Raw genomic sequence first — 18783 nt, 5'->3', positions numbered from 1 at the left:
AATGTCGATGGCTGACGGGAGTGACCTGGCGAACGGGTGAGAACGACCGCCGCACGCACACGTGCGACGGTCCCGGAACGCGCCTGGCTAGGCCTTGACGGGCGCGGGCGCGTCCTCGGCGAGCCTGCCCTCCAGCTCGTGGCTGATCCGGCGCTCCACGAAGAACGCGGCCGTGGGGATCGTGCCGGCCAGCAGCACCCACAACTGCTTCTTGACCGGCCACTTCGCCTTGGAGCCGAGGTCGAAGGCGAAAATCAGGTAGACGACGTACAACCAGCCGTGCGCGATGCTGACCACCTGCGTGAAGTCAGCGGCGCCGCCCAGATCGAGGACGTACTTGCCGATCATGCCGAGGGTCAGGGCGACGAGCAGCACACCGGTGACGTAGGCCATGACCCGGTAGCGGGTCAGCACGCTCTTCTTCATGCCGTCGAGCGTAACGACCCGTTCCGGGGGATCTTGCCCCGGGTCACTCCTCCTCGAAGTCACCCGCCGAGACGCGCAGCGGCCGCAGCATCGCGAAGATCTCCGCGCACTCCTCGGCGTCGTACGTCCCGAGCCCGAAGTCCATCGCCATCAGGTCGCGGGTGGCCGACTCGACGACCTCACGGCCCTTGTCGGTGATGCTGGCGAGGGTGCCGCGGCCGTCGTTCGGGTTGGGCCGCTTGGCGACCAGACCCGACCTCACCAGCCGGTCCACGGTGTTCGTCACGGACGTGGGGTGCACCATGAGCCGCTCACCGATCTTGGACATCGGCAGCTCGCCGGACTTGGAGAAGGTGAGCAGCACCAGCGCCTCGTAGCGCGCGAACGTCAGCCCGTACGGCCTGACCACCGCGTCGACCTCGCCCAGCAGGATCTGCTGAGCGCGCATGATCGAGGTGATCGCGGCCATGGACGGCACGTTTCCCCAGCGCTGCTTCCAGCGTTCGTCGGCGCGCGCGATCGGATCGAAGGAGAGACTGAGCGGCTTCGGCACGAACCCGACCTTACCGGCCGGTCACATGGCGGTCAGCCTTGTCTCGCCCTTCGGGCGGGCCACCACCGGGTCGCTGCGCCAGGGCCGCTGTCGTCATCTACTCGGCGAGGTGCCGCTCCACCGTCTCCACCTTGGACGTGAGGCCGTCCGTCACGCCGGGGCGGATGTCCGCCTTGAGGACGAGGGAGACCCGGGGGGCCCGGCGCTCGACCGCGGCGACCGCGCGCCGGACGACGTCCATGACCTCGTCCCACTCCCCTTCGACGGACGTGAACATCGCGTCGGTGCGGTTCGGCAGGCCCGACTCGCGCACCACCCGCACGGCGTCGGCGACGTACTCCCCCACGTCCTCACCGACCCCGAGCGGCGTCACGGAAAAGGCGACGATCACGCGCCCACCACGCCTTCCTTGCGGGCGCGGGACGCGATGACCGCGTCCTCGGCCTCACGCCGCAGCATGCGCTCGGCGAAGAACCCGCCGGTCGGCAGCACCGAGAGGACGAAGTACAGCGCGGCGGTCTTCAGCGACCACTTCGCCCGGTTCCACGCGTCGGCCCAGAAGATGACGTACAGGACGAAGAGCACCCCGTGCACCATGCCCATCACCGGCACGGCGTTGAAGTCCGTGGTCCGCTTCAGCACCGAGCAGACCAGCAGGAGGAGGAAGGAGATCGCCTCGGGGGCCGAGACCAGGCGGAGGCGGCGGATGGCGGTGGCGGTCTTGAGGTCCACGGGTCACCTTCGGTGGGAGAGAAACAGTTTGTGAACACGCGCACAAGCGTCGGGCCCATTGTGGCAAACCGCCTCGGCATCCGGCCCCTAGGGGTGCGGTCAGGGACGTTCTCCACCCACGGGCCCTGTCCCAGCGGCCCGGCCTGCGGCTACCTTCCAGTCGTGGCGATGTTCCGACTTCAGAGCAGCAAGGTGCTCGCCGTCGACATGACCGGGGATGCCGTGAAAGCGAAGAACGGCTCGATGGTCGCGTACGACGGCGAGATGGCCTTCAAGAAGCTCAGCGGCGGCGGCGAGGGCATCCGGGGCATGGTGACCCGGCGGCTGACCGGTGAGCAGATGACGTTGATGGAGGTGAAGGGGCGCGGAACCTGCTGGTTCGCGGACCGCGCCTCCGAGATCAACCTGGTCAGCATCCAGGGCGACAAGCTGTACGTCGAGTCGAGCAACCTGCTCGCGACCGACGGCGGGCTGCGCACGGGCACGGAGTTCACGGGCCTGCGCGGCGCGTCGCAGGGCAACGGACTGTTCACGACGACCGTCGAGGGCCACGGCCAGGCGGCGATCATGTCGGACGGCCCGGCGGTGGTGCTGCGGGTGAGCGCGCAGTACCCGCTGACCGTCGACCCGGGGGCGTACGTGGCGCACCAGGGGAATCTGCGGCAGTCCTTCCAGTCCGGTGTGACGTTCCGCACGCTGCTCGGGGAGGGCGGCGGCGAGGCCTTCCAGATGCGGTTCGAGGGGGACGGGCTGGTGTACGTGCAGCCGAGCGAGCGGAACACGATCGCGGGAGACGTGTGAGATGGCCTTCCGGGAGATCAACGGGAAGATGGTCGAGGCGACGGTCGCGCCGGGGCAGCGGCTGTTCAGTCAGCGCGGCGCGATGCTCGCGTACCAGGGCGAGGTGTCGTTCACGCCCAACATGGCGGGCGGCCAGGGCGGGGTCATGTCGATGATCGGCCGCCGGGTGGCGAACGAGGACACCCCCCTGATGTCCGTCGAGGGCAGCGGCACGGTCCTCTTCGGGCACGGCGGGCACCACATCCAGGTGATCCGGCTCTCCGGCGACACGCTGTACGTGGAGGCGGACCGCCTCCTGGCCTTCGAGGGCACGCTCCAGCAGGGCACGATGTTCCTGGGCGCGCAGGGCGGAGTCATGGGCATGGTGCGGGGCCAGGTCAGCGGCCAGGGGCTGTTCACGACGACGCTGAAGGGCCACGGGGCCGTCGCGGTCATGGCGCACGGCGGCGTCATCGAGATCCCGATCAGCCCGCAGCGGCCGGTCCATGTGGACCCGCAGGCCTACGTCGCCCACCACGGCGACGTCCGCAACAAGCTGTCCACGGCGCTCGGCTGGCGGGACATGGTGGGCCGCGGCTCGGGCGAGGCCTTCCAGCTGGAGCTCAGCGGAAGCGGTGCGGTGTACGTCCAGGCGTCGGAGGAGAAGCTGTGAGCACCTACGGAACCCCGGGCACCGGCCCCGTGGTCCTCGACCCGGCGACGCTGCCGGCGGACGACAACGTCAACGCGTACACCTTCTGTGTGGAGCTCAAGGGGAGCCAGTGGTTCCTGCAGAAGGGGAAGATGATCGCCTACTACGGCTCGATCGACTTCAACGGCGTCGGACACGGCCGGCTGGACCGTCTCGTGCGCACGTCGTTCCATTCGCCACTGCACGCGAGCGACTGGGTCGTGGCGGAGGGCTCGGGCAAGATGCTCCTCGCCGACCGGGCCTTCGACGTCAATTCGTACGACCTCGAGGACGGCAACCTGACCATTCGCTCCGGCAACCTGCTTGCTTTTCAGCCAACTCTGTCACTGAAGCAATCAATCGTGCCGGGTTTTCTGACCCTCATCGGAACCGGAAAGTTCGTGGCCGCGTCGAACGGACCGGTGGTGTTCATGGAACCCCCGATCAGGGTCGACCCCCAGGCCCTGGTCGGCTGGGCCGACTGCCCCTCTCCGTGCCACCACTACGACCACGGGTACATGACCGGCGTCATGGGCGGTCTACGTGCGCTGACGGGCCTGGGCGGGGCCTCCGGCGAGGAGCACCAGTTCGAGTTCGTGGGCGCCGGGACGGTGCTGCTCCAGTCGTCCGAGACCCTGATGGCCGAGCAGGCCACGGGGACCGTTCCGCACCAGGCCGGCGTGCCCGGCGGCGGGGCGCACAGCCCCCAGGCGGGGCAGTCCGGCGTACCGCGCCTTCCCGGACAGCTGGGGGACCTCCAGCGTCGCTTCGGGCTGTGAGCGGTAGTCTGCGGAGTGTGACATCGAACGTCTGCGCACAGCTGTTCGCCAGGCGTGCGCGGTCACACGCCACCCCTCACTAGTTCGCCTTTCAACATTTTAGGTAGACTTCATTCATGGAGACCGAGACGGCCACCCGCTGGCTGACCGATGCGGAGCAGTGCGCTTGGCGCACCCACCTGGAGGTCAACAGGCTGTTGACGTACCAGCTCGAGAAGGACCTGCAGCCGTTCGGCCTGACAATGAACGACTACGAGATCCTGGTGAATCTCTCCGAGTCCGAGGGCCAGAGGATGCGGATGAGCGACCTCGCTTCCGCCACCCTCCAGTCCAAGAGCCGCCTCTCGCACCAGATCACGCGCATGGAGAACGGGAACCTGGTCCGGCGGGAGAACTGCGAGTCGGACCGCCGGGGGCTCTACGCGGTCCTGACCGACCACGGGATGACGACGATGCAGAAGGTCGCGCCCCACCATGTGGCGTCCGTGCGCAGGCACTTCATCGACCTGCTGTCCCCCGAGGCCCTGACCGAGCTCGACAAGGCCCTCAAGCCCATCGCGGAGCACCTGCGCGGCCAGCGCGGGCGCCCGTAACCGCAGCCCCCGCTGCCAGCCCCGCTAGACGAGCGGCAGGCGGAGTTCGAACAGGGCTCCGCCTGCGGGCCCCCGTCCGGCCGTGAGCGTGCCGCCGTGCCGGACGGCCACGTCGCGGGCGATGGCGAGCCCCAACCCGGCTCCGCCGTCGTCGCGGCTGCGGGCCGCGTCCAGCCGGACGAACCGTTCGAAGATCCTCTCCCGGTCGTCCTCGGGCACCCCGTCACCGTCGTCGGCCACCCCGACCACGGCCCGGTCGCCCTCGCGCCGCACGTTCACGGTCACGGCCGACCGGGCGTGCCGCTGGGCGTTGTCGAGCAGATTGGCGAGCACCCTCCCCAACTGCCCCCGCGATCCGGCCACCTCCACCGCCTCCGCGTCCACGGTCACACCCGTCCGCCCCTCGGCCGCCTCCCGGGCCAGCCCGGCGAGGTCGACCCGCGCGTCGCCCAGCCGCTCCCCCGCGTCCAGCCGGGCGAGCAGCAGCAGGTCGGCGGCCAGCCGTTGCAGCCGGACGGTGTCCTCCACGGCCCCGTCCAGATCCAGCAGCTCGGGATGCGCGGCGGCCACCTCCAACTGCGTCCGCAGCGAAGCGATGGGGCTGCGCAGCTCATGTGAGGCGTCGGCGACGAACCGCCGCTGCCGCTCCACGGACGTCTCCAGCGCCGCGAGCGTCTCGTTGGTGGTGCTGGCGAGCCGGGCGATCTCGTCGTGCGTGTCCGGCTCCGGAACGCGCCGCGCGAGGTCTTCGGACCGGGTGATCGCGGCCATCTCGCGCCGGATCCCCTCCACGGGCCGCAGGGCCCGCCGGGTGACCAGCCAGGTCACGGCCGCGACGACACCGAGCAGCAGCGGGAACCCGATCAGCATCACCGTCAGCGCGGTCCGTACGGCCCCGTGTTCGGCGGCCAGCGGGGAACCGGCGTAGACCTTGAGGTGCCCCCGGTCGTGGGTCTCCACCTCGACGGCGGCGAACCGGTAGTCCTCCGCGTCCCCGTCGATGGTCGCCGACCCGTTGCTGAAGACGCTCTCCCCCGAGATCTCACCGGCTTCGAGGGGATCGCCCGCGTCGTCGGAGTCGTCATCGTCCTCCCCGGTGGGCTTCGCCGCCGGCCGCGGCTTCACCTGCCCGCTGTCGGTCCCGCTGATCTTCTCCAGATCCTCACTGGCCGCGACCAGCCGGCCGTGCTCGTCCAGGACCTGCACGGGCCCGTCGTCGCCGTCCAGCCCCGAGAGCTTGTCGTAGGGCGTCCCGGCGGCGAGCTCGGAGGCGACCGCCCGCGCGGAGCGCTCCGCCTCGGTACCGGCCTCGCCGATCAGGTTGGACCGCAGGGACAGCAGCACGGCGGCCCCGGCGGCGACGAGCGCCACCGCGACGACCAGCGTCGCCCCCAGCGTGGCCCGCGCCCGGACGGACCCGAACAGCCGCCTCACGGCGACGTCTCCAGCCGGTAGCCGGCCCCGCGCACGGTCCGGATCAGCCCCGCCCGCAGCTTCCGCCGCAGCGTGCTGACGTACACCTCGACGATGTTCGGATCGCCCTCGTAGGCGAAGTCCCAGACGTGCTCCAGGATCTCGGACTTGGACACCACCTCGCCGGCCCGCAGCACGAGATGCTCCAGCACGGAGAACTCCTTGGCGGTGAGGGTGATCTCGTCCTCGCCCAGGAAGACCCGCCGGGCCGCGGTGTCCACCTTCAGATCCCCGTGCACATGCACGGGCGAGGCCCCCGCGCCCTGCCCGCGCCGCCGCAGCAGCGCCTTGACCCGGGCGACGAGCACGACGTACGAGAACGGCTTGGTCAGATAGTCGTCCGCGCCGGTGTCGAGCCCCTCGGCCTCGTCGTACTCGCCGTCCTTGGCGGTCAGCATCAGGATCGGCACGTCGTGCCCGGCGGCGCGCAGGGCCGCGCAGACCCGGTAGCCGTTGAGGCCGGGCAGCATGATGTCGAGGATGACCAGGTCGTACGTGCCCTCCGAGGCCTGGTACAGCCCCTCCCGTCCGTCGTGGACGACGTCCACGGCGTACCCCTCGGCCGTCAGGCCCCTGGCGAGCGACAGGGCCAGCCGCTTCTCGTCCTCCACGATCAACAGGCGCATGGGTAAAGAGTCGCAAAGCCAACCTGAAGATCCCTTCAGGGGGCTTCAGGTTCCTCTCAGCCTCCGTCAGCCAGAGTCGAAGACGTCGAAAACGAAACGACTCGGGAGGAATCCGCATGAAGCGCAACATCGTGATCGCCGCTGTGACCGCCGCCGCTCTGATCGGAGGCGGGACGGCCACGGCCCTCGCGACCACGGGAGACGACCAGGGCTCGGCGCGGCAGGCGGCCACCACCCAGCCGTCGAACGACGACGTCCGGGACGACGACGGCGACCGGGACGACGACGCCGAGAAGACCGTGTCGGCGGACGTCACGGCGTCCGAGGCCATCGCCTCCGCGCTGAAGCACACCTCGGGCACGGTGGTCTCCGCCGAGCTGGACGATGAGGACGACAGCGACAAGGTCGTCTGGACGGTCGACGTCCTGTCGGGCGACAACACCTGGCACACCGTGAGCGTCGACCCGGCGAACGGCAAGGTCCTCGGCTCGCACATCGACGACGAGGACGACACGGCGCAGGTGCGGGCGGCGCTGAAGGGCTCGTCGGTGACGGCCGAGCAGGCGGCTAAGGCTGCCGCCGGCAAGGGCGTGGTGACGTCCGTGGACCTCGACGACGACGGCAAGAACAAGTCCTGGGAGGCCGAGACGCGCAAGTCCGGCGGCGCCGAGCAGGACTGGAAGATCGACCTGGCCACCGGCAAGATCACGGCGGACCGATCGGATGACGCGGAGAACGACTGACGGGACTGTGTGCCGGGGTGGCGCCGGGCTGTTCGGCCCGACGCCACCCCTGCCCGCCCCGCGCAGGCCTCAGTCGCCCTGTCCGGCACCGCACGCGACCGCTCCCACCAAGGCCACCGCACCCGCCACCGCGAAACACGCGGCCAGCGGCAGGCGCTCCACCAGCAGCCCCACCGCCGCGGCTCCGGCCGCGGCGCCGGCGTTCACGGCGGTGTTGATCCAGGCTCCGGCCTGCGTGCGGGTCCCCGGCGCCGCGGTTTCGTCAGCGATGAGGTACGCCGTCGTCAGCGCCGGTGCGATGAACAGGCCGGCACAGGTGACCGCCACGGTGAGGGTGCCGATGCCGGGGGCGAGACCAGCGGCGGCCAGGGTCACGCCCAGGCCGGCCGCGAGAAGGGGGAGCCGGACCCGGGCCGGCGCACGCCAGGCGACTGCGCCGTTCAGCAGACCGCCCACAGCGCTGCCCGCCGCCAACGCCGCGAGCACCCAGGCGACGGTTTCGTCCCCGTGGTGCCGCTGGGCGGCGTAGGCGACGACCAGGAGTTCGACGGCGCTCAGTGCCAGGCCGACACCGGCGATGACGACGACCGGTCGCAGCAGCGCGCGGCTCAGGACCGAAACGCCCCGGGTACGGCGGGGCGTCCGGCCCGGAAGGGGGCGTACCGAGGCCACCGCCGGTGACGTGACGAAGGCGAGGGTTCCGGCCGCCATGAGCCCCGCACTCAGCAGAACACCGGCGGCCGGGGAGGCGAGGCCCACCACCACGCCCACCGCGAGCGGTCCGGTGACGTACAGCAGTTCCTCGGCGACAGCGTCCAGGCTGTACGCCCGCTGCAGCAGCTGCCGGTCAACGGTGAGTTCGGCCCACACCGTGCGCATGGTGGGTCCGAGCGGGGGCTGGCAGGCGCCCGCGGCGGCGGCGGTGACGGCGAGGACCGCCGGGGACACGCCCGGACGCAGGCAGACCACCGCCAGAGCACACAGCAGGCCGGCGTAGAGCAGGGCCAAGGGAAGCAGGGCGCGGCGGGACCCGTGCCGGTCGACCAGGGCCGCCCGGTACGGCGACAGCAGGACTCCGGCTGCGCCGAACAGCGCCATGACGGAGCCGGCCACGGCGTACGACCCGGAGGCGCGGGTCAGGCTCAGCATCAGAGCGATGGAGACGGTGCCGTACGACATCCGGCCGACGAGGGCGGCCAGGAAGGTGCGGCGTGCATGGGGGAGGCGCAGAACGGCGGCGTACGAGGGCCGCGCGAGGGATGTGGACACGCGTGAGGTTCCTCAACGGGAGGCAACGAGGGGACGCCGGAGCGCCGCGACGACCACAGCCGCTGCTGCTCGTCGATCGCGGGCTGGGCGGGCCCTATGCCAAGAGGAGGAACACGCCGATCAAGGTATCAACGCACCGGGCCACCGGCCACGGTGTTTTCCGCCATGCCGGATCAGCCCTTCGTGAGCCCCGCGACCAGTTCGTCCGCCGCCCGGTAGGGGTCGAGGTCACCGGCGATGATCCGCTCGGCGAGCGCGTCGAGCCGGCGATCCCCGTGCAGGTCCCCGATCCGCTCCCGCAGCGCCGTCACCGCGATCGTCTCGACCTCCCGCGACGCCCGGGACAGACGCCGCTCCGCGAGCACACCCCGCTCCTCCATCCAGGCCCGGTGCTTCTCCAGCGCCTCGACGACCTCGTCTACGCCCTCGCCCCGCGCGGCGACCGTCTTCACGATCGGCGGACGCCAGTCACCCGGCCCCCGGGACTCCCCCAGCCCCAGCATGTGGTTCAGCTCGCGAGCCGTCGCGTCCGCCCCGTCCCGGTCCGCCTTGTTCACGACGTACACGTCGCCGATCTCCAGGATCCCGGCCTTGGCCGCCTGGATCCCGTCGCCCATCCCCGGCGCCAGCAGCACCACGGACGTGTCCGCCTGCGAGGCGATCTCCACCTCGGACTGTCCCACCCCCACCGTCTCGACCAGGATCACGTCGCAGCCGGCGGCGTCCAGCACCCGGATCGCCTGCGGAGCCGACCAGGCCAGCCCGCCCAGATGCCCGCGCGTGGCCATCGACCTGATGTACACACCCGGGTCGGACGCGTGCTCCGACATCCGCACCCGGTCCCCGAGCAGCGCACCGCCCGAGAACGGGGACGACGGGTCGACGGCGAGCACGCCGACCCGCTTGTCCTGCTTGCGGTACGCGGTGACCAGCGCCGAGGTCGACGTCGACTTGCCGACCCCGGGCGACCCGGTCAGTCCCACCACGTACGCCCCGCCCGTCAGCGGCGCCAGCGCCGCCATGACCTCCCGCAGCTGCGGGGACGCCCCCTCCACCAGGGAGATCAGCCGGGCCACGGCCCGCGGCCGGCCTTCCCTGGCCTGGGCCACCAGGGTGGAGACGTCCTGCATCACAGCTCCGTTCAGATAAGGGACGTACCGAGAAGGGACGTACCGGGACTCAGGCCTTGGGCACGCGCACGATCAGCGCGTCACCCTGCCCACCACCACCGCACAGCGCGGCCGCACCCACGCCACCGCCGCGCCGCTTCAGCTCCAGCGCGAGATGCAGCACGAGACGCGCACCGGACATCCCGATCGGGTGACCCAGGGCAATCGCACCACCGTTGACATTCACCTTTTCGGTGGACACGCCGAGGTCCTTCATGGACTGAACGGCCACGGCGGCGAACGCCTCGTTGATCTCGATGAGGTCGAGGTCCGAGACCTCCAGGCCCTCCTTCTTCAGCGCGTGCAGGATCGCGTTGGACGGCTGCGACTGCAGCGAGTTGTCCGGCCCGGCCACGTTCCCGTGCGAGCCGATCTCGGCGATCCACTCCAGGCCGAGCTCCTGCGCCTTGGCCTTGCTCATCACGACGACGGCGGCGGCACCGTCGGAGATCTGCGAGGCGGAACCGGCCGTGATCGTGCCGTCCTTGGCGAACGCCGGACGCAGCTTCCCGAGCGACTCCGCGGTCGTGTCACCGCGGATCCCCTCGTCCTTGCTGAACAGCACCGGGTCGCCCTTGCGCTGCGGGATCTCGACGGGCGTGATCTCGGCCTCGAACAGGCCGTTCTTCTGTGCCGCCGCGGCCCGCTGGTGCGACAGCGCGGCGATCTCGTCCTGCTCGGGCCGCGCGATGCCCAGGCGGGTGTTGTGCTTCTCCGTGGACTCGCCCATGGCGACGCCCTCGAAGGAGTCGGTCAGACCGTCGTAGGCCATGGCGTCGATCATCTCGACGGCGCCGTACTTGAAGCCCTCACGGGACTTCGGCAGCAGGTGCGGCGCGTTGGTCATGGACTCCTGGCCACCGGCCACGACCACGTCGAACTCACCCGCACGGATGAGCTGGTCGGCGAGCGCGATGGCGTCGAGGCCCGACAGACACACCTTGTTGATGGTCAGCGCCGGCACGTTCATCGGGATGCCGGCCTTGACCGCGGCCTGGCGGGCCGGGATCTGCCCCGCCCCGGCCTGGAGCACCTGGCCCATGATCACGTACTGCACCTGGTCGCCGCCGATCCCCGCACGGTCGAGGGCGGCCTTGATCGCGAAGCCGCCGAGGTCGGCTCCGGAGAAGGACTTGAGCGAACCGAGCAACCGGCCCATGGGCGTACGCGCGCCCGCGACGATCACCGAGCTGTTCGCTTCGGAAGTTCCAGAAGACATGAGCTGCGATCCCCTTACCGGCTGCACAGCCGAGGAGTGAACGAGGGTTTACTTCGAATGTACTGAGTGGCACTCCGTGCCGTCATCGGGCCGTCGGTGTGATCGCGCGCACGTTGCGTAACCACCTCGGGGGCGCTGCACTGAATCCATGCTGACGCGAATCGACCACATCGGAATCGCCTGTTTCGACCTCGACAAGACCGTCGAGTTCTACCGTGCCACCTACGGCTTCGAGGTGTTCCACTCCGAGGTCAACGAGGAGCAGGGCGTGCGCGAGGCCATGCTCAAGATCAACGAGACGTCCGACGGCGGCGCCTCCTACCTGCAGCTCCTGGAACCGACCCGGGAGGACTCCACCGTCGCGAAGTGGCTGGCGAAGAACGGTGAGGGCGTCCACCACATCGCTTTCGGTACGGCAGATGTCGACGGTGACGCCGAGGAGATCAAGGGCAAGGGCGTACGCGTGCTGTACGAAGAGCCGCGAGTCGGTTCCATGGGGTCACGGATCACCTTCCTGCACCCCAAGGACTGTCATGGCGTACTGACAGAACTGGTCACTTCGGCGCCTGTTGAGTCACCTGAGCACTGACCCTCGTACATAGGGGCCGGTAGGGTTGGGGGCGGTCGCCGCTCAGTCCAGGGTGACCGCGGTCCCGCCGTGCGACGGCAGGACCACCGGGGTCCGGGTTTCGGGGGACGAGCGTCGGGGCAGCAGCCTCTGCTCCGCCGATGATCTGACACCATTCCCCGGGGGCCCCGTTCGGCGGATGGACGGAGCTCGTTCGGAAAGAGTTGCGACCAGGGGACGGATGGGACCGCGCAGTGCGGGGCTACGAGAGCCAGGAGCGAGAGCCGGCGGCTGACGTCGACCACCTCTCTCGGTTCGAAGCCGAGATGAAGCGGCTGAAGACCGAACGGGAAAAGGCGATCCAGCACGCCGAGGACCTCGGCTACCAGGTCGAGGTGCTGCGCGCCAAGTTGCACGAGGCGCGGCGCACCATCATGTCCCGGCCCTCCTTCGAGGGGGGCGACATCGGCTGGCAGGCCGAGCAGTTGCTGCGCAACGCGCAGGTGCAGGCCGACCAGATCCGCGCGGACGCCGACCGGGAGCTGAGCGAGGCCCGGGCCCAGACCCAGCGGATCCTCCAGGAGCACGCCGAGCAGGCGGCCCGGCTCCAGGCCGAGCTGCACCAGGAGGCGGTGACCCGCCGCCAGCAGCTGGACCAGGAGTTGTCCGAGCGCCGCCAGACGGTCGAGTCGCACGTCAACGAGAACGTGGCGTGGGCCGAGCAGCTGCGGGCCCGCACCGAGCAGCAGGCGCGCCGGCTGCTCGAGGAGTCCCGGGCCGAGGCCGAGCAGGCCCTGGCCACCGCCCGCGCGGAGGCCGAGCGGCTGTCGACCGAGGCCCGGCAGCGGCTGACGGGCGCGGCCGAGGAGGCCCGGGCCGAGGCCGAGCAGATCCTGCGCCGCGCCCGCACGGACGCCGAGCGCCTGCTCAACGCCGCCTCCAACCAGGCCCAGGAGGCCACCGACCACGCCGAGCAGCTGCGCACGTCCAGCGCCTCGGAGTCGGAGTCCGCGCGCCGCGAGGCCCAGGAGCTGAGCAAGGCCGCCGAGCAGCGGATGGCCGAGGCCGAGGAGGCGCTGCGCAAGGCGCAGACCGAGTCGGAGAAGCTGGTCGCGGAGGCCGAGGAGGCCGCCGCCAAGGCCCTGGCGAGCGCGGAGTCCGCGAACGAGACGCGGACACGCACCGCCAAGGAGCAGGTCGCCCGGCTGGTCGAGGAGGCCACGAAGGAGGCCGAGAACACCAAGTCCGAGGCCGAGCAGCTCGTCGCGGACGCCAAGGCCGAGGCCGAGAAGATCGTCGCGGAGGCCGCCGAGAAGGCCCGCACGCTCACCGCCGAGGAGACCGCGACCCAGCTGTCCAAGGCGGCCAGGACCGCCGAGGAGGTCCTCGACAAGGCGTCGGAGGACGCCAAGAAGACCACCAAGGCCGCGGCCGAGGAGGCCGAGCGGATCCGCTCGGAGGCCGAGGCCGAGGCGGACCGGCTGCGGGCCGAGGCGCACGACATCGCCGAGCAGCTCAAGGGCGCGGCGAAGGACGACACCAAGGAGTACCGCGCCAAGACGGTCGAGCTGCAGGAGGAGGCCCGCCGGCTGCGCGGCGAGGCCGAGCAGCTGCGGGCGGACGCGGTCGACGAGGGCGAGAAGATCCGCGCCGAGGCCCGCAAGGAGGCCGTGGCGCAGATCGAGGAGGCGGCGAAGTCCGCCGAGGAGCTGCTCGCCAAGGCCAAGGCGGACGCGGACGAGCTGCGCACGACGGCCCAGGCGGACAGCGAGAAGGTCCGCACCGAGGCCATCGAGCGGGCGACGACCCTGCGCCGGCAGGCCGAGGAGACCCTTCAGCGCACCCGGCAGGAGGCCGAGCGGCACCGCGAGGAGGTCGTCGAGCAGGCGGAGGCGCTCAAGGAGGACGCCGAGCGCGCGGCGCGGGAACTGCACGAGGAGACCGAGCGGGCCATGGAGGCCCGTCGGGCGGAGGCCGCCGAGGAGCTGACGCGGCTCCAGCGGGAGGCCGAGGAGCGGCTGACGGCCGCCGAGCAGGCGCTGTCGGACGCACGGGAGGAGGCCGCGCGGATCCGCCGCGAGGCCGCCGAGGAGAACGAGCGGCTGCGCGCCGAGGCCGCGGAGCGGATCCGTACGCTCCAGCAGCAGGCCGAGGCGGAGGCCGAGCGGCTGCGTGACGAGGCCGCGTCGGACGCGTCCGCGTCGCGCGCCGAGGGCGAGGCCGTCGCCGTACGGCTGCGCTCGGAGGCGGCGAACGAGGCCGAGCGGCTGAAGTCGGAGGCGCAGGAGAGCGCCGACCGGATGCGCGCGGAGGCGCAGGCCGCTGCCGAGCGGCTCGGCACGGAGGCCTCGGAGACGCTGGCCGCCGCACAGGAGGAGGCCAACCGGCGCCGCCGCGAGGCCGAGGAACTCCTCGGCAGCGCCCGGCAGGAAGCCGACCAGGAGCGCGAGCGGGCGCGCGAGCAGAGCGAGGAGCTGCTGGCCTCGGCGCGCAAGCGCGTGGAGGACGCGCAGACCGAGGCCGTACGGCTGGTCGAGGAGGCCGACCGGCGCGCCACGGAGATGGTGTCGGCGGCCGAGCAGCACGCCCAGCAGGTCCGGGACTCCGTCGCGGGGCTGCACGAGCAGGCCCAGGAGGAGATCACCGGCCTGCGCAGCGCCGCCGAGCACGCGGCGGACCGTACGCGCCGGGAGGCCCAGGAGGAGGCGGACCGGGTCCGCACCGACGCCTACGCCGAGCGGGAGCGGGCGAGCGAGGACGCGGGCCGGCTGCGGCGCGAGGCGCACGAGGAGACCGAGGCCGCCAAGGCGCTCGCCGAGCGGACGATGTCCGAGGCGATCTCGGAGGCGGAGCGGATCCGCACGGACGTCGCCGAGCACGCCCAGCGGGTGCGCACGGAGGCGTCGGACGCGATCGCCGAGGCCGAGCAGAGTGCCTCGCGTACCCGGGCGGACGCCCGGGAGGACGCCAACCGCATCCGGTCGGACGCGGCGACGCAGGCGGACACCCTCATCACCGAGGCGCGTAACGAGGCGGAGCGGCTCACGACGGAGACGGTCCAGGAGACCGACCGGCTGCGCATGGACACGGTCGCCGAGGCCGAGCGGGTCCGTACGGAGGCGATCTCCGAGGCCGAGCGGGTCCGCTCCGAGGCGGCCGCCGAGGCCGAGCGGGTGCGCGCGGAGTCGGTCGCCAAGGCCGAGCAGCTGGTCGGGGAGGCCACCGGCGAGGCGGAGCGGCTGCGGGCCGAGGCCGCCGAGACGGTCGGTTCGGCGCAGCAGCACGCGGAGCGGGTCCGCAGCGAGGCCGCGCGCGTCAAGACCGACGCGGAGGCGGAGGCGGAGCGGCTCGTCACCAGCGCGCGCGAGGAGGCCGACCGCACGCTGGACGAGGTCCGCAAGGACGCCAACAAGCGGCGCTCCGAGGCGGCCGAGCAGGTCGACAAGCTCATCACGGAGACCACGGCCGAGGCGGACAAGCTGCTGACCGAGGCGCAGCAGCAGGCGCACAAGACCACCGCGGAGGCCGAGTCGCGGGCGGACACCATGGTGGGCGCGGCCCGCAAGGAGGCCGACCGGCTCGTCTCCGAGGCGACGGTCGAGGGCAACTCCCGGGTGGAGAAGGCCCGTACGGACGCCGACGAGCTGCTGGTCGGCGCGCGCCGGGACGCCACGCAGATCAGGGAGCGTGCCGAGGAACTGCGCGACCGCATCACCTCGGAGATCGAGGAGCTGCACGAGCGGGCACGCCGTGAGTCGGCCGAGGCGATGAAGTCGGCGGGCGACCGCTGCGACGCGCTCGTCAAGGCGGCCGAGGAGCAGCTGGCGAAGGCGCAGGCGAAGGCCAAGGAGATCGTCTCGGAGGCCAACTCCGAGGCGGGCAAGGTCCGTATCGCCGCGGTGAAGAAGGCGGAGGGGCTGCTCAAGGAGGCCGAGCAGAAGAAGTCCACGCTGGTGCGGGAGGCCGAGGAGCTCAAGGCCGAGGCGATCCGCGAGGCCAAGCGCACGGTCGAGGAGGGCAAGCGCGAGCTGGAGGTCCTGGTCCGTCGCCGCGAGGACATCAACGCCGAGATCTCCCGTGTCCAGGACGTCCTGGAGGCGTTGGAGTCCTTCGAGGCCCCCGCCGCGGGCAAGGACAACGGAGTCAAGGCCGGCGCGACGGTCGGCGCACCCCGTTCGGGTGGCAAGTCCTCGGAAAGCTAGCGAAACGGGGCGAATCCGGTGTGTGCTGGGGCCTTTGGCCAAGTCTTTGGCAAGCGGTCCCGGGGATAGCCACTCAAAAGGGGTGTCATTTTCCAGATCAAACGCGCATCCGCTCGATGACACACCGTTTCGGCCCCTAGGATTCCACCTATCACCTCACCGGTCTCATTCGACAGGAACCCCATGAGCGACACTTCCCCCTACGGCTTCGAGCTTGTGCGGCGTGGGTACGACCGCGCTCAGGTGGACGAACGTATCTCCAAGCTCGTCTCCGACCGTGACAGCGCTCTCGCCCGCATCACCGCTCTGGAAAAGCGCATCGAAGAGCTCCACCTCGAGACGCAGAACGCCCAGGCCCAGATCACCGACGCCGAGCCGTCGTACGCGGGTCTCGGTGCGCGCGTGGAGAAGATCCTCCGCCTCGCCGAGGAAGAGGCGAAGGACCTGCGCGAGGAGGCCCGGCGCGCGGCCGAGCAGCACCGCGAGCTCGCCGAGTCGGCGGCCCAGCAGGTGCGCAACGACGCCGAGTCGTACTCGGCGGAGCGCAAGGCGAAGGCCGAGGACGAGGGCCTGCGGATCGTCGAGAAGGCCAAGAGTGACGCCTCCCAGCTGCGCTCCGAGGCGCAGAAGGACGCGCAGTCCAAGCGTGAGGAGGCGGACGCCCTCTTCGAGGAGACCCGTGCGAAGGCCGCGCAGGCCGCCGCCGACTTCGAGACGAACCTCGCCAAGCGCCGCGAGCAGTCCGAGCGCGACCTGGCCTCCCGTCAGGCCAAGGCCGAGAAGCGCCTGGCCGAGATCGAGCACCGCGCCGAGCAGCTGCGCCTGGAGGCCGAGAAGCTGCGCACGGACGCCGAGCGCCGCGCCCGTCAGACGGTGGAGACGGCCCAGCGCCAGGCCGAGGACATCGTGGCCGACGCCAACGCCAAGGCCGACCGCATCCGTTCCGAATCCGAGCGGGAGCTCGCGGCCCTCACCAACCGCCGCGACAGCATCAACGCCCAGCTGACGAACGTCCGCGAGATGCTCGCGACGCTCACGGGCGCCGCGGTGGCCGCCGCCGGTACGCCGGCCGAGGACGAGCCGATCTCCCGTGGGGTTCCGGCGCAGCAGTCCCGGTAACAGTCCGGTGCACGGAGTCTGAATCTCCGGCAAAGCCCTCTGCCGCTCGGGTGGCAGAGGGCTTTGTCACGTTCTAGCGTGGCGGCATGATTGAGCTCGAGGGGCTGACCAAGCGGTACGGCGAGAAGGTCGCGGTCAACAACCTGTCCTTCACCGTCAGACCGGGCATCGTCACCGGCTTCCTCGGGCCCAACGGCGCGGGCAAGTCCACCACCATGCGGATGATTCTGGGGCTCGACCACCCGACCGCCGGCGACGTCCGTATCGACGGCAAGCACTACCAGCAGCTCAAGGACCCGCTGACGTACATCGGCGCCCTGCTGGAGGCCAAGGCCTGGCACGGTGGGCGCACCGCCTACAACCATCTGCTGTGCCTCGCGCAGAGCAACGGCATTCCGCGCAGCCGGGTGCGGGACGTGCTGGAGACGGTCGGGCTGACGGCGGTCGCGAAGAAGAAGACCAAGGGCTTCTCGATGGGCATGGGGCAGCGGCTGGGCATCGCGGCCGCGCTGCTCGGCGATCCGCGGATCCTGATGTTCGACGAGCCGGTCAACGGCCTCGACCCCGAGGGCATCCACTGGATCCGCACCCTGATGAAATCGCTCGCCTCGCAGGGCCGGACCGTGTTCGTCTCCTCCCACCTGATGAGCGAGATGGCCCTGACGGCCGAACACCTCGTCGTCATCGGGCAGGGCCGGCTGCTCGCGGACACCTCCATGGCGGACTTCATCGACCGCAACTCACGCAGTTACGTCCGCGTTCGCAGTCCGCAGCGGGAGCGGCTGCTCGATGTGCTGCACCAGGCCGGGATCGTGGCCGTGGAGAGCGGCGACGGGGTGCTGGAGGTGGACGGTGGCAAGGCCGAGCACATCGGTGAGCTGGCGGCCCAGCATCGCATCACGCTGCATGAGCTGAGCCCGCAACAGGCCTCGCTGGAAGAGGCGTTCATGCAGCTGACGGCGGAGTCGGTGGAGTACCACGCACACAGCGGAACGAGTCCGGCGAGCCCCGAGCCGCCGCGGCAACAGTGGGGCGACGGCTGGAAGAGGGGCTGAGCATGGCGGTGACACAGGTCGTACGGTCGGAGTGGACCAAGATCCGGTCGGTGGCGTCCACGGTGTGGACACTCTCGCTGGTGGTGGTCGTGACGGTCGCTCTCGGCATGCTGATCTCGGCGCTGTCGAAGAACGAGTTCGACTCGATGAACACGCAGGACCGGGCGGAGTTCGACCCGACGTTCATCAGCTTCGCGGGGATGAGTCTCGGTCAGCTCGCGATGATCGTCTTCGGTGTGCTGGTCGTGTCGAACGAGTACAGCACCGGCATGATCCGCACCTCGCTGGCCGCTGTGCCGCAGCGCGGCTCCTTCCTGTTCAGCAAGATCGCGGTCGCCAGTGGGCTGGCCCTGCTGGTCGGTCTCGTCACCAGCTTCGCCGCCTTCTTCCTGGGGCAGGCGATGCTGGGCTCGCACCGGGCGGAGATCGGCGACCCGGGGGTGCTGCGGGCCGTGCTCGGCGGGGGCCTCTACATGGCGCTGATCGCGATGTTCTCCATGGGCGTCGCCGCGATGCTGCGCTCGCCGATGCTCTCGCTGGGCATCCTGATGCCGTTCTTCTTCCTGATCTCCAACATCCTGGGCAACGTCGACGCGACGAAGAAGGTCGGCCGGTTTCTCCCCGACCAGGCCGGCAGCAAGATCATGCAGGTGGTCACGCCGATCGACGACGACACCCCGTACGGACCGTGGGGCGGCCTCGGGATCATGGGGCTGTGGGTGCTGGCGGTGCTGATCGGCGGCTACGTGCTGCTGAAGAAGCGCGACGCCTAGAGGGACGGACTCG

At 70.8% G+C, this 18783-nt stretch carries 19 protein-coding genes; 10 read left to right on the top strand and 9 right to left on the bottom strand.

Going from position 1 to position 18783, the window contains the following annotated elements; translation table 11 throughout:
* Nucleotides 1-87: 87 nt before the first annotated feature.
* The 4 genes from QOL88_RS27305 to QOL88_RS27290 form a co-directional block, all read right to left on the bottom strand.
* Nucleotides 88-426, bottom strand: a complete 339-nt coding sequence (locus QOL88_RS27305) for a DUF3817 domain-containing protein (RefSeq protein ID WP_031105037.1) — start codon at nt 424-426, stop codon at nt 88-90.
* A gap of 43 nt (nt 427-469) precedes the next feature.
* Nucleotides 470-979, bottom strand: coding sequence for a MarR family winged helix-turn-helix transcriptional regulator (locus QOL88_RS27300; protein WP_097220677.1), 510 nt, complete (start codon nt 977-979; stop codon nt 470-472).
* A 97-nt stretch (nt 980-1076) separates the two neighbouring features.
* The gene (locus QOL88_RS27295; protein WP_030854324.1) at nt 1077-1370 is read right to left on the bottom strand and encodes an MTH1187 family thiamine-binding protein; all 294 of its coding nucleotides are present in this window, start codon (nt 1368-1370) and stop codon (nt 1077-1079) included.
* Nucleotides 1367-1711: a DUF3817 domain-containing protein gene (locus tag QOL88_RS27290; RefSeq protein ID WP_097220674.1), complete on the bottom strand. Its 345-nt coding sequence runs from the start codon at nt 1709-1711 to the stop codon at nt 1367-1369. Before QOL88_RS27290 ends, QOL88_RS27295 begins: the two co-directional genes overlap by 4 nt.
* A 168-nt stretch (nt 1712-1879) precedes the next feature.
* Here QOL88_RS27290 and QOL88_RS27285 point away from each other — a divergent pair, with 168 nt between their 5' ends.
* From QOL88_RS27285 to QOL88_RS27270, 4 genes are all read left to right on the top strand, one after another.
* Nucleotides 1880-2512 (top strand): AIM24 family protein, encoded by a 633-nt coding sequence (locus tag QOL88_RS27285; protein WP_031105041.1) that lies wholly within the window; start codon nt 1880-1882, stop codon nt 2510-2512.
* 1 nt (nt 2513) lies between these two features.
* Nucleotides 2514-3164 (top strand): AIM24 family protein, encoded by a 651-nt coding sequence (locus tag QOL88_RS27280; protein WP_097220671.1) that lies wholly within the window; start codon nt 2514-2516, stop codon nt 3162-3164.
* Complete coding sequence (locus QOL88_RS27275) at nt 3161-3961, top strand: AIM24 family protein (RefSeq protein ID WP_097220669.1); 801 nt, start codon at nt 3161-3163, stop codon at nt 3959-3961. Before QOL88_RS27280 ends, QOL88_RS27275 begins: the two co-directional genes overlap by 4 nt.
* A gap of 116 nt (nt 3962-4077) precedes the next feature.
* Nucleotides 4078-4554, top strand: a complete 477-nt coding sequence (locus tag QOL88_RS27270) for a MarR family winged helix-turn-helix transcriptional regulator (RefSeq protein ID WP_097220667.1) — start codon at nt 4078-4080, stop codon at nt 4552-4554.
* Between the two features lie 24 nt (nt 4555-4578).
* On the opposite strand, the gene QOL88_RS27265 is transcribed toward QOL88_RS27270, so the two are convergent.
* Both QOL88_RS27265 and QOL88_RS27260 read right to left on the bottom strand, forming a co-directional pair.
* Nucleotides 4579-5988 carry a sensor histidine kinase gene (locus QOL88_RS27265; protein WP_097220665.1) on the bottom strand — a complete coding sequence of 470 codons (1410 nt, stop codon included), beginning with the start codon at nt 5986-5988 and terminating at the stop codon, nt 4579-4581.
* The gene (locus tag QOL88_RS27260) at nt 5985-6653 is read right to left on the bottom strand and encodes a response regulator transcription factor (RefSeq protein ID WP_097220662.1); all 669 of its coding nucleotides are present in this window, start codon (nt 6651-6653) and stop codon (nt 5985-5987) included. The genes QOL88_RS27265 and QOL88_RS27260 overlap by 4 nt, the downstream gene beginning before the upstream one ends.
* A gap of 116 nt (nt 6654-6769) precedes the next feature.
* Here QOL88_RS27260 and QOL88_RS27255 point away from each other — a divergent pair, with 116 nt between their 5' ends.
* Nucleotides 6770-7396, top strand: a complete 627-nt coding sequence (locus QOL88_RS27255) for a PepSY domain-containing protein (RefSeq protein WP_097220660.1) — start codon at nt 6770-6772, stop codon at nt 7394-7396.
* 69 nt (nt 7397-7465) lie between these two features.
* Here the strand turns inward: QOL88_RS27255 and QOL88_RS27250 are convergent, their stop codons facing one another.
* The 3 genes from QOL88_RS27250 to QOL88_RS27240 form a co-directional block, all read right to left on the bottom strand.
* Nucleotides 7466-8665: an MFS transporter gene (locus QOL88_RS27250; RefSeq protein ID WP_097220658.1), complete on the bottom strand. Its 1200-nt coding sequence runs from the start codon at nt 8663-8665 to the stop codon at nt 7466-7468.
* 173 nt (nt 8666-8838) lie between these two features.
* Nucleotides 8839-9795 carry a methylmalonyl Co-A mutase-associated GTPase MeaB gene (gene meaB, locus QOL88_RS27245; RefSeq protein WP_097220656.1) on the bottom strand — a complete coding sequence of 319 codons (957 nt, stop codon included), beginning with the start codon at nt 9793-9795 and terminating at the stop codon, nt 8839-8841.
* Nucleotides 9796-9844: 49 nt separating this feature from the next.
* On the bottom strand, nt 9845-11053 hold the full coding sequence (locus QOL88_RS27240; protein WP_179878975.1) for an acetyl-CoA C-acetyltransferase: 1209 nt from the start codon (nt 11051-11053) through the stop codon (nt 9845-9847).
* Nucleotides 11054-11201: 148 nt separating this feature from the next.
* Between QOL88_RS27240 and mce the strand changes: the two genes are divergently transcribed.
* From mce to QOL88_RS27215, 5 genes are all read left to right on the top strand, one after another.
* Nucleotides 11202-11642 (top strand): methylmalonyl-CoA epimerase, encoded by a 441-nt coding sequence (gene mce, locus QOL88_RS27235; RefSeq protein ID WP_031107947.1) that lies wholly within the window; start codon nt 11202-11204, stop codon nt 11640-11642.
* 233 nt (nt 11643-11875) lie between these two features.
* The gene (gene scy / locus QOL88_RS27230; protein ID WP_097220652.1) at nt 11876-15823 is read left to right on the top strand and encodes a polarized growth protein Scy; all 3948 of its coding nucleotides are present in this window, start codon (nt 11876-11878) and stop codon (nt 15821-15823) included.
* A 183-nt stretch (nt 15824-16006) separates the two neighbouring features.
* Nucleotides 16007-16942, top strand: coding sequence for a coiled-coil domain-containing protein (locus QOL88_RS27225; RefSeq protein ID WP_031140747.1), 936 nt, complete (start codon nt 16007-16009; stop codon nt 16940-16942).
* A gap of 86 nt (nt 16943-17028) precedes the next feature.
* Entirely contained in the window at nt 17029-17997 is a 969-nt protein-coding gene (locus tag QOL88_RS27220) for an ABC transporter ATP-binding protein (RefSeq protein ID WP_031107950.1), read from the top strand.
* A 2-nt stretch (nt 17998-17999) separates the two neighbouring features.
* Nucleotides 18000-18770, top strand: a complete 771-nt coding sequence (locus tag QOL88_RS27215; RefSeq protein WP_097220649.1) for an ABC transporter permease — start codon at nt 18000-18002, stop codon at nt 18768-18770.
* Nucleotides 18771-18783 lie beyond the last annotated feature (13 nt).

Source organism: Streptomyces sp. Ag82_O1-12, assembly GCF_900182715.1.
GTDB lineage: Bacteria > Actinomycetota > Actinomycetes > Streptomycetales > Streptomycetaceae > Streptomyces > Streptomyces massasporeus.
This window is presented reverse-complemented; position numbering and strand designations above follow the sequence as displayed.

Bases quoted from the DNA above. Each gene is read 5' to 3' on its own strand.
- QOL88_RS27215 (WP_097220649.1), top strand. From the start codon at position 18,000: ATGGCGGTGACACAGGTCGTACGGTCGGAGTGGACCAAGATCCGGTCG.
- QOL88_RS27220 (WP_031107950.1), top strand. From the start codon at position 17,029: ATGATTGAGCTCGAGGGGCTGACCAAGCGGTACGGCGAGAAGGTCGCG.
- QOL88_RS27280 (WP_097220671.1), top strand. From the start codon at position 2,514: ATGGCCTTCCGGGAGATCAACGGGAAGATGGTCGAGGCGACGGTCGCG.
- QOL88_RS27225 (WP_031140747.1), top strand. From the start codon at position 16,007: ATGAGCGACACTTCCCCCTACGGCTTCGAGCTTGTGCGGCGTGGGTAC.
- QOL88_RS27260 (WP_097220662.1), bottom strand. From the start codon at position 6,653: ATGCGCCTGTTGATCGTGGAGGACGAGAAGCGGCTGGCCCTGTCGCTC.
- mce (WP_031107947.1), top strand. From the start codon at position 11,202: ATGCTGACGCGAATCGACCACATCGGAATCGCCTGTTTCGACCTCGAC.
- QOL88_RS27285 (WP_031105041.1), top strand. From the start codon at position 1,880: ATGTTCCGACTTCAGAGCAGCAAGGTGCTCGCCGTCGACATGACCGGG.
- QOL88_RS27255 (WP_097220660.1), top strand. From the start codon at position 6,770: ATGAAGCGCAACATCGTGATCGCCGCTGTGACCGCCGCCGCTCTGATC.
- QOL88_RS27270 (WP_097220667.1), top strand. From the start codon at position 4,078: ATGGAGACCGAGACGGCCACCCGCTGGCTGACCGATGCGGAGCAGTGC.
- meaB (WP_097220656.1), bottom strand. From the start codon at position 9,795: ATGCAGGACGTCTCCACCCTGGTGGCCCAGGCCAGGGAAGGCCGGCCG.
- QOL88_RS27240 (WP_179878975.1), bottom strand. From the start codon at position 11,053: ATGTCTTCTGGAACTTCCGAAGCGAACAGCTCGGTGATCGTCGCGGGC.
- QOL88_RS27305 (WP_031105037.1), bottom strand. From the start codon at position 426: ATGAAGAAGAGCGTGCTGACCCGCTACCGGGTCATGGCCTACGTCACC.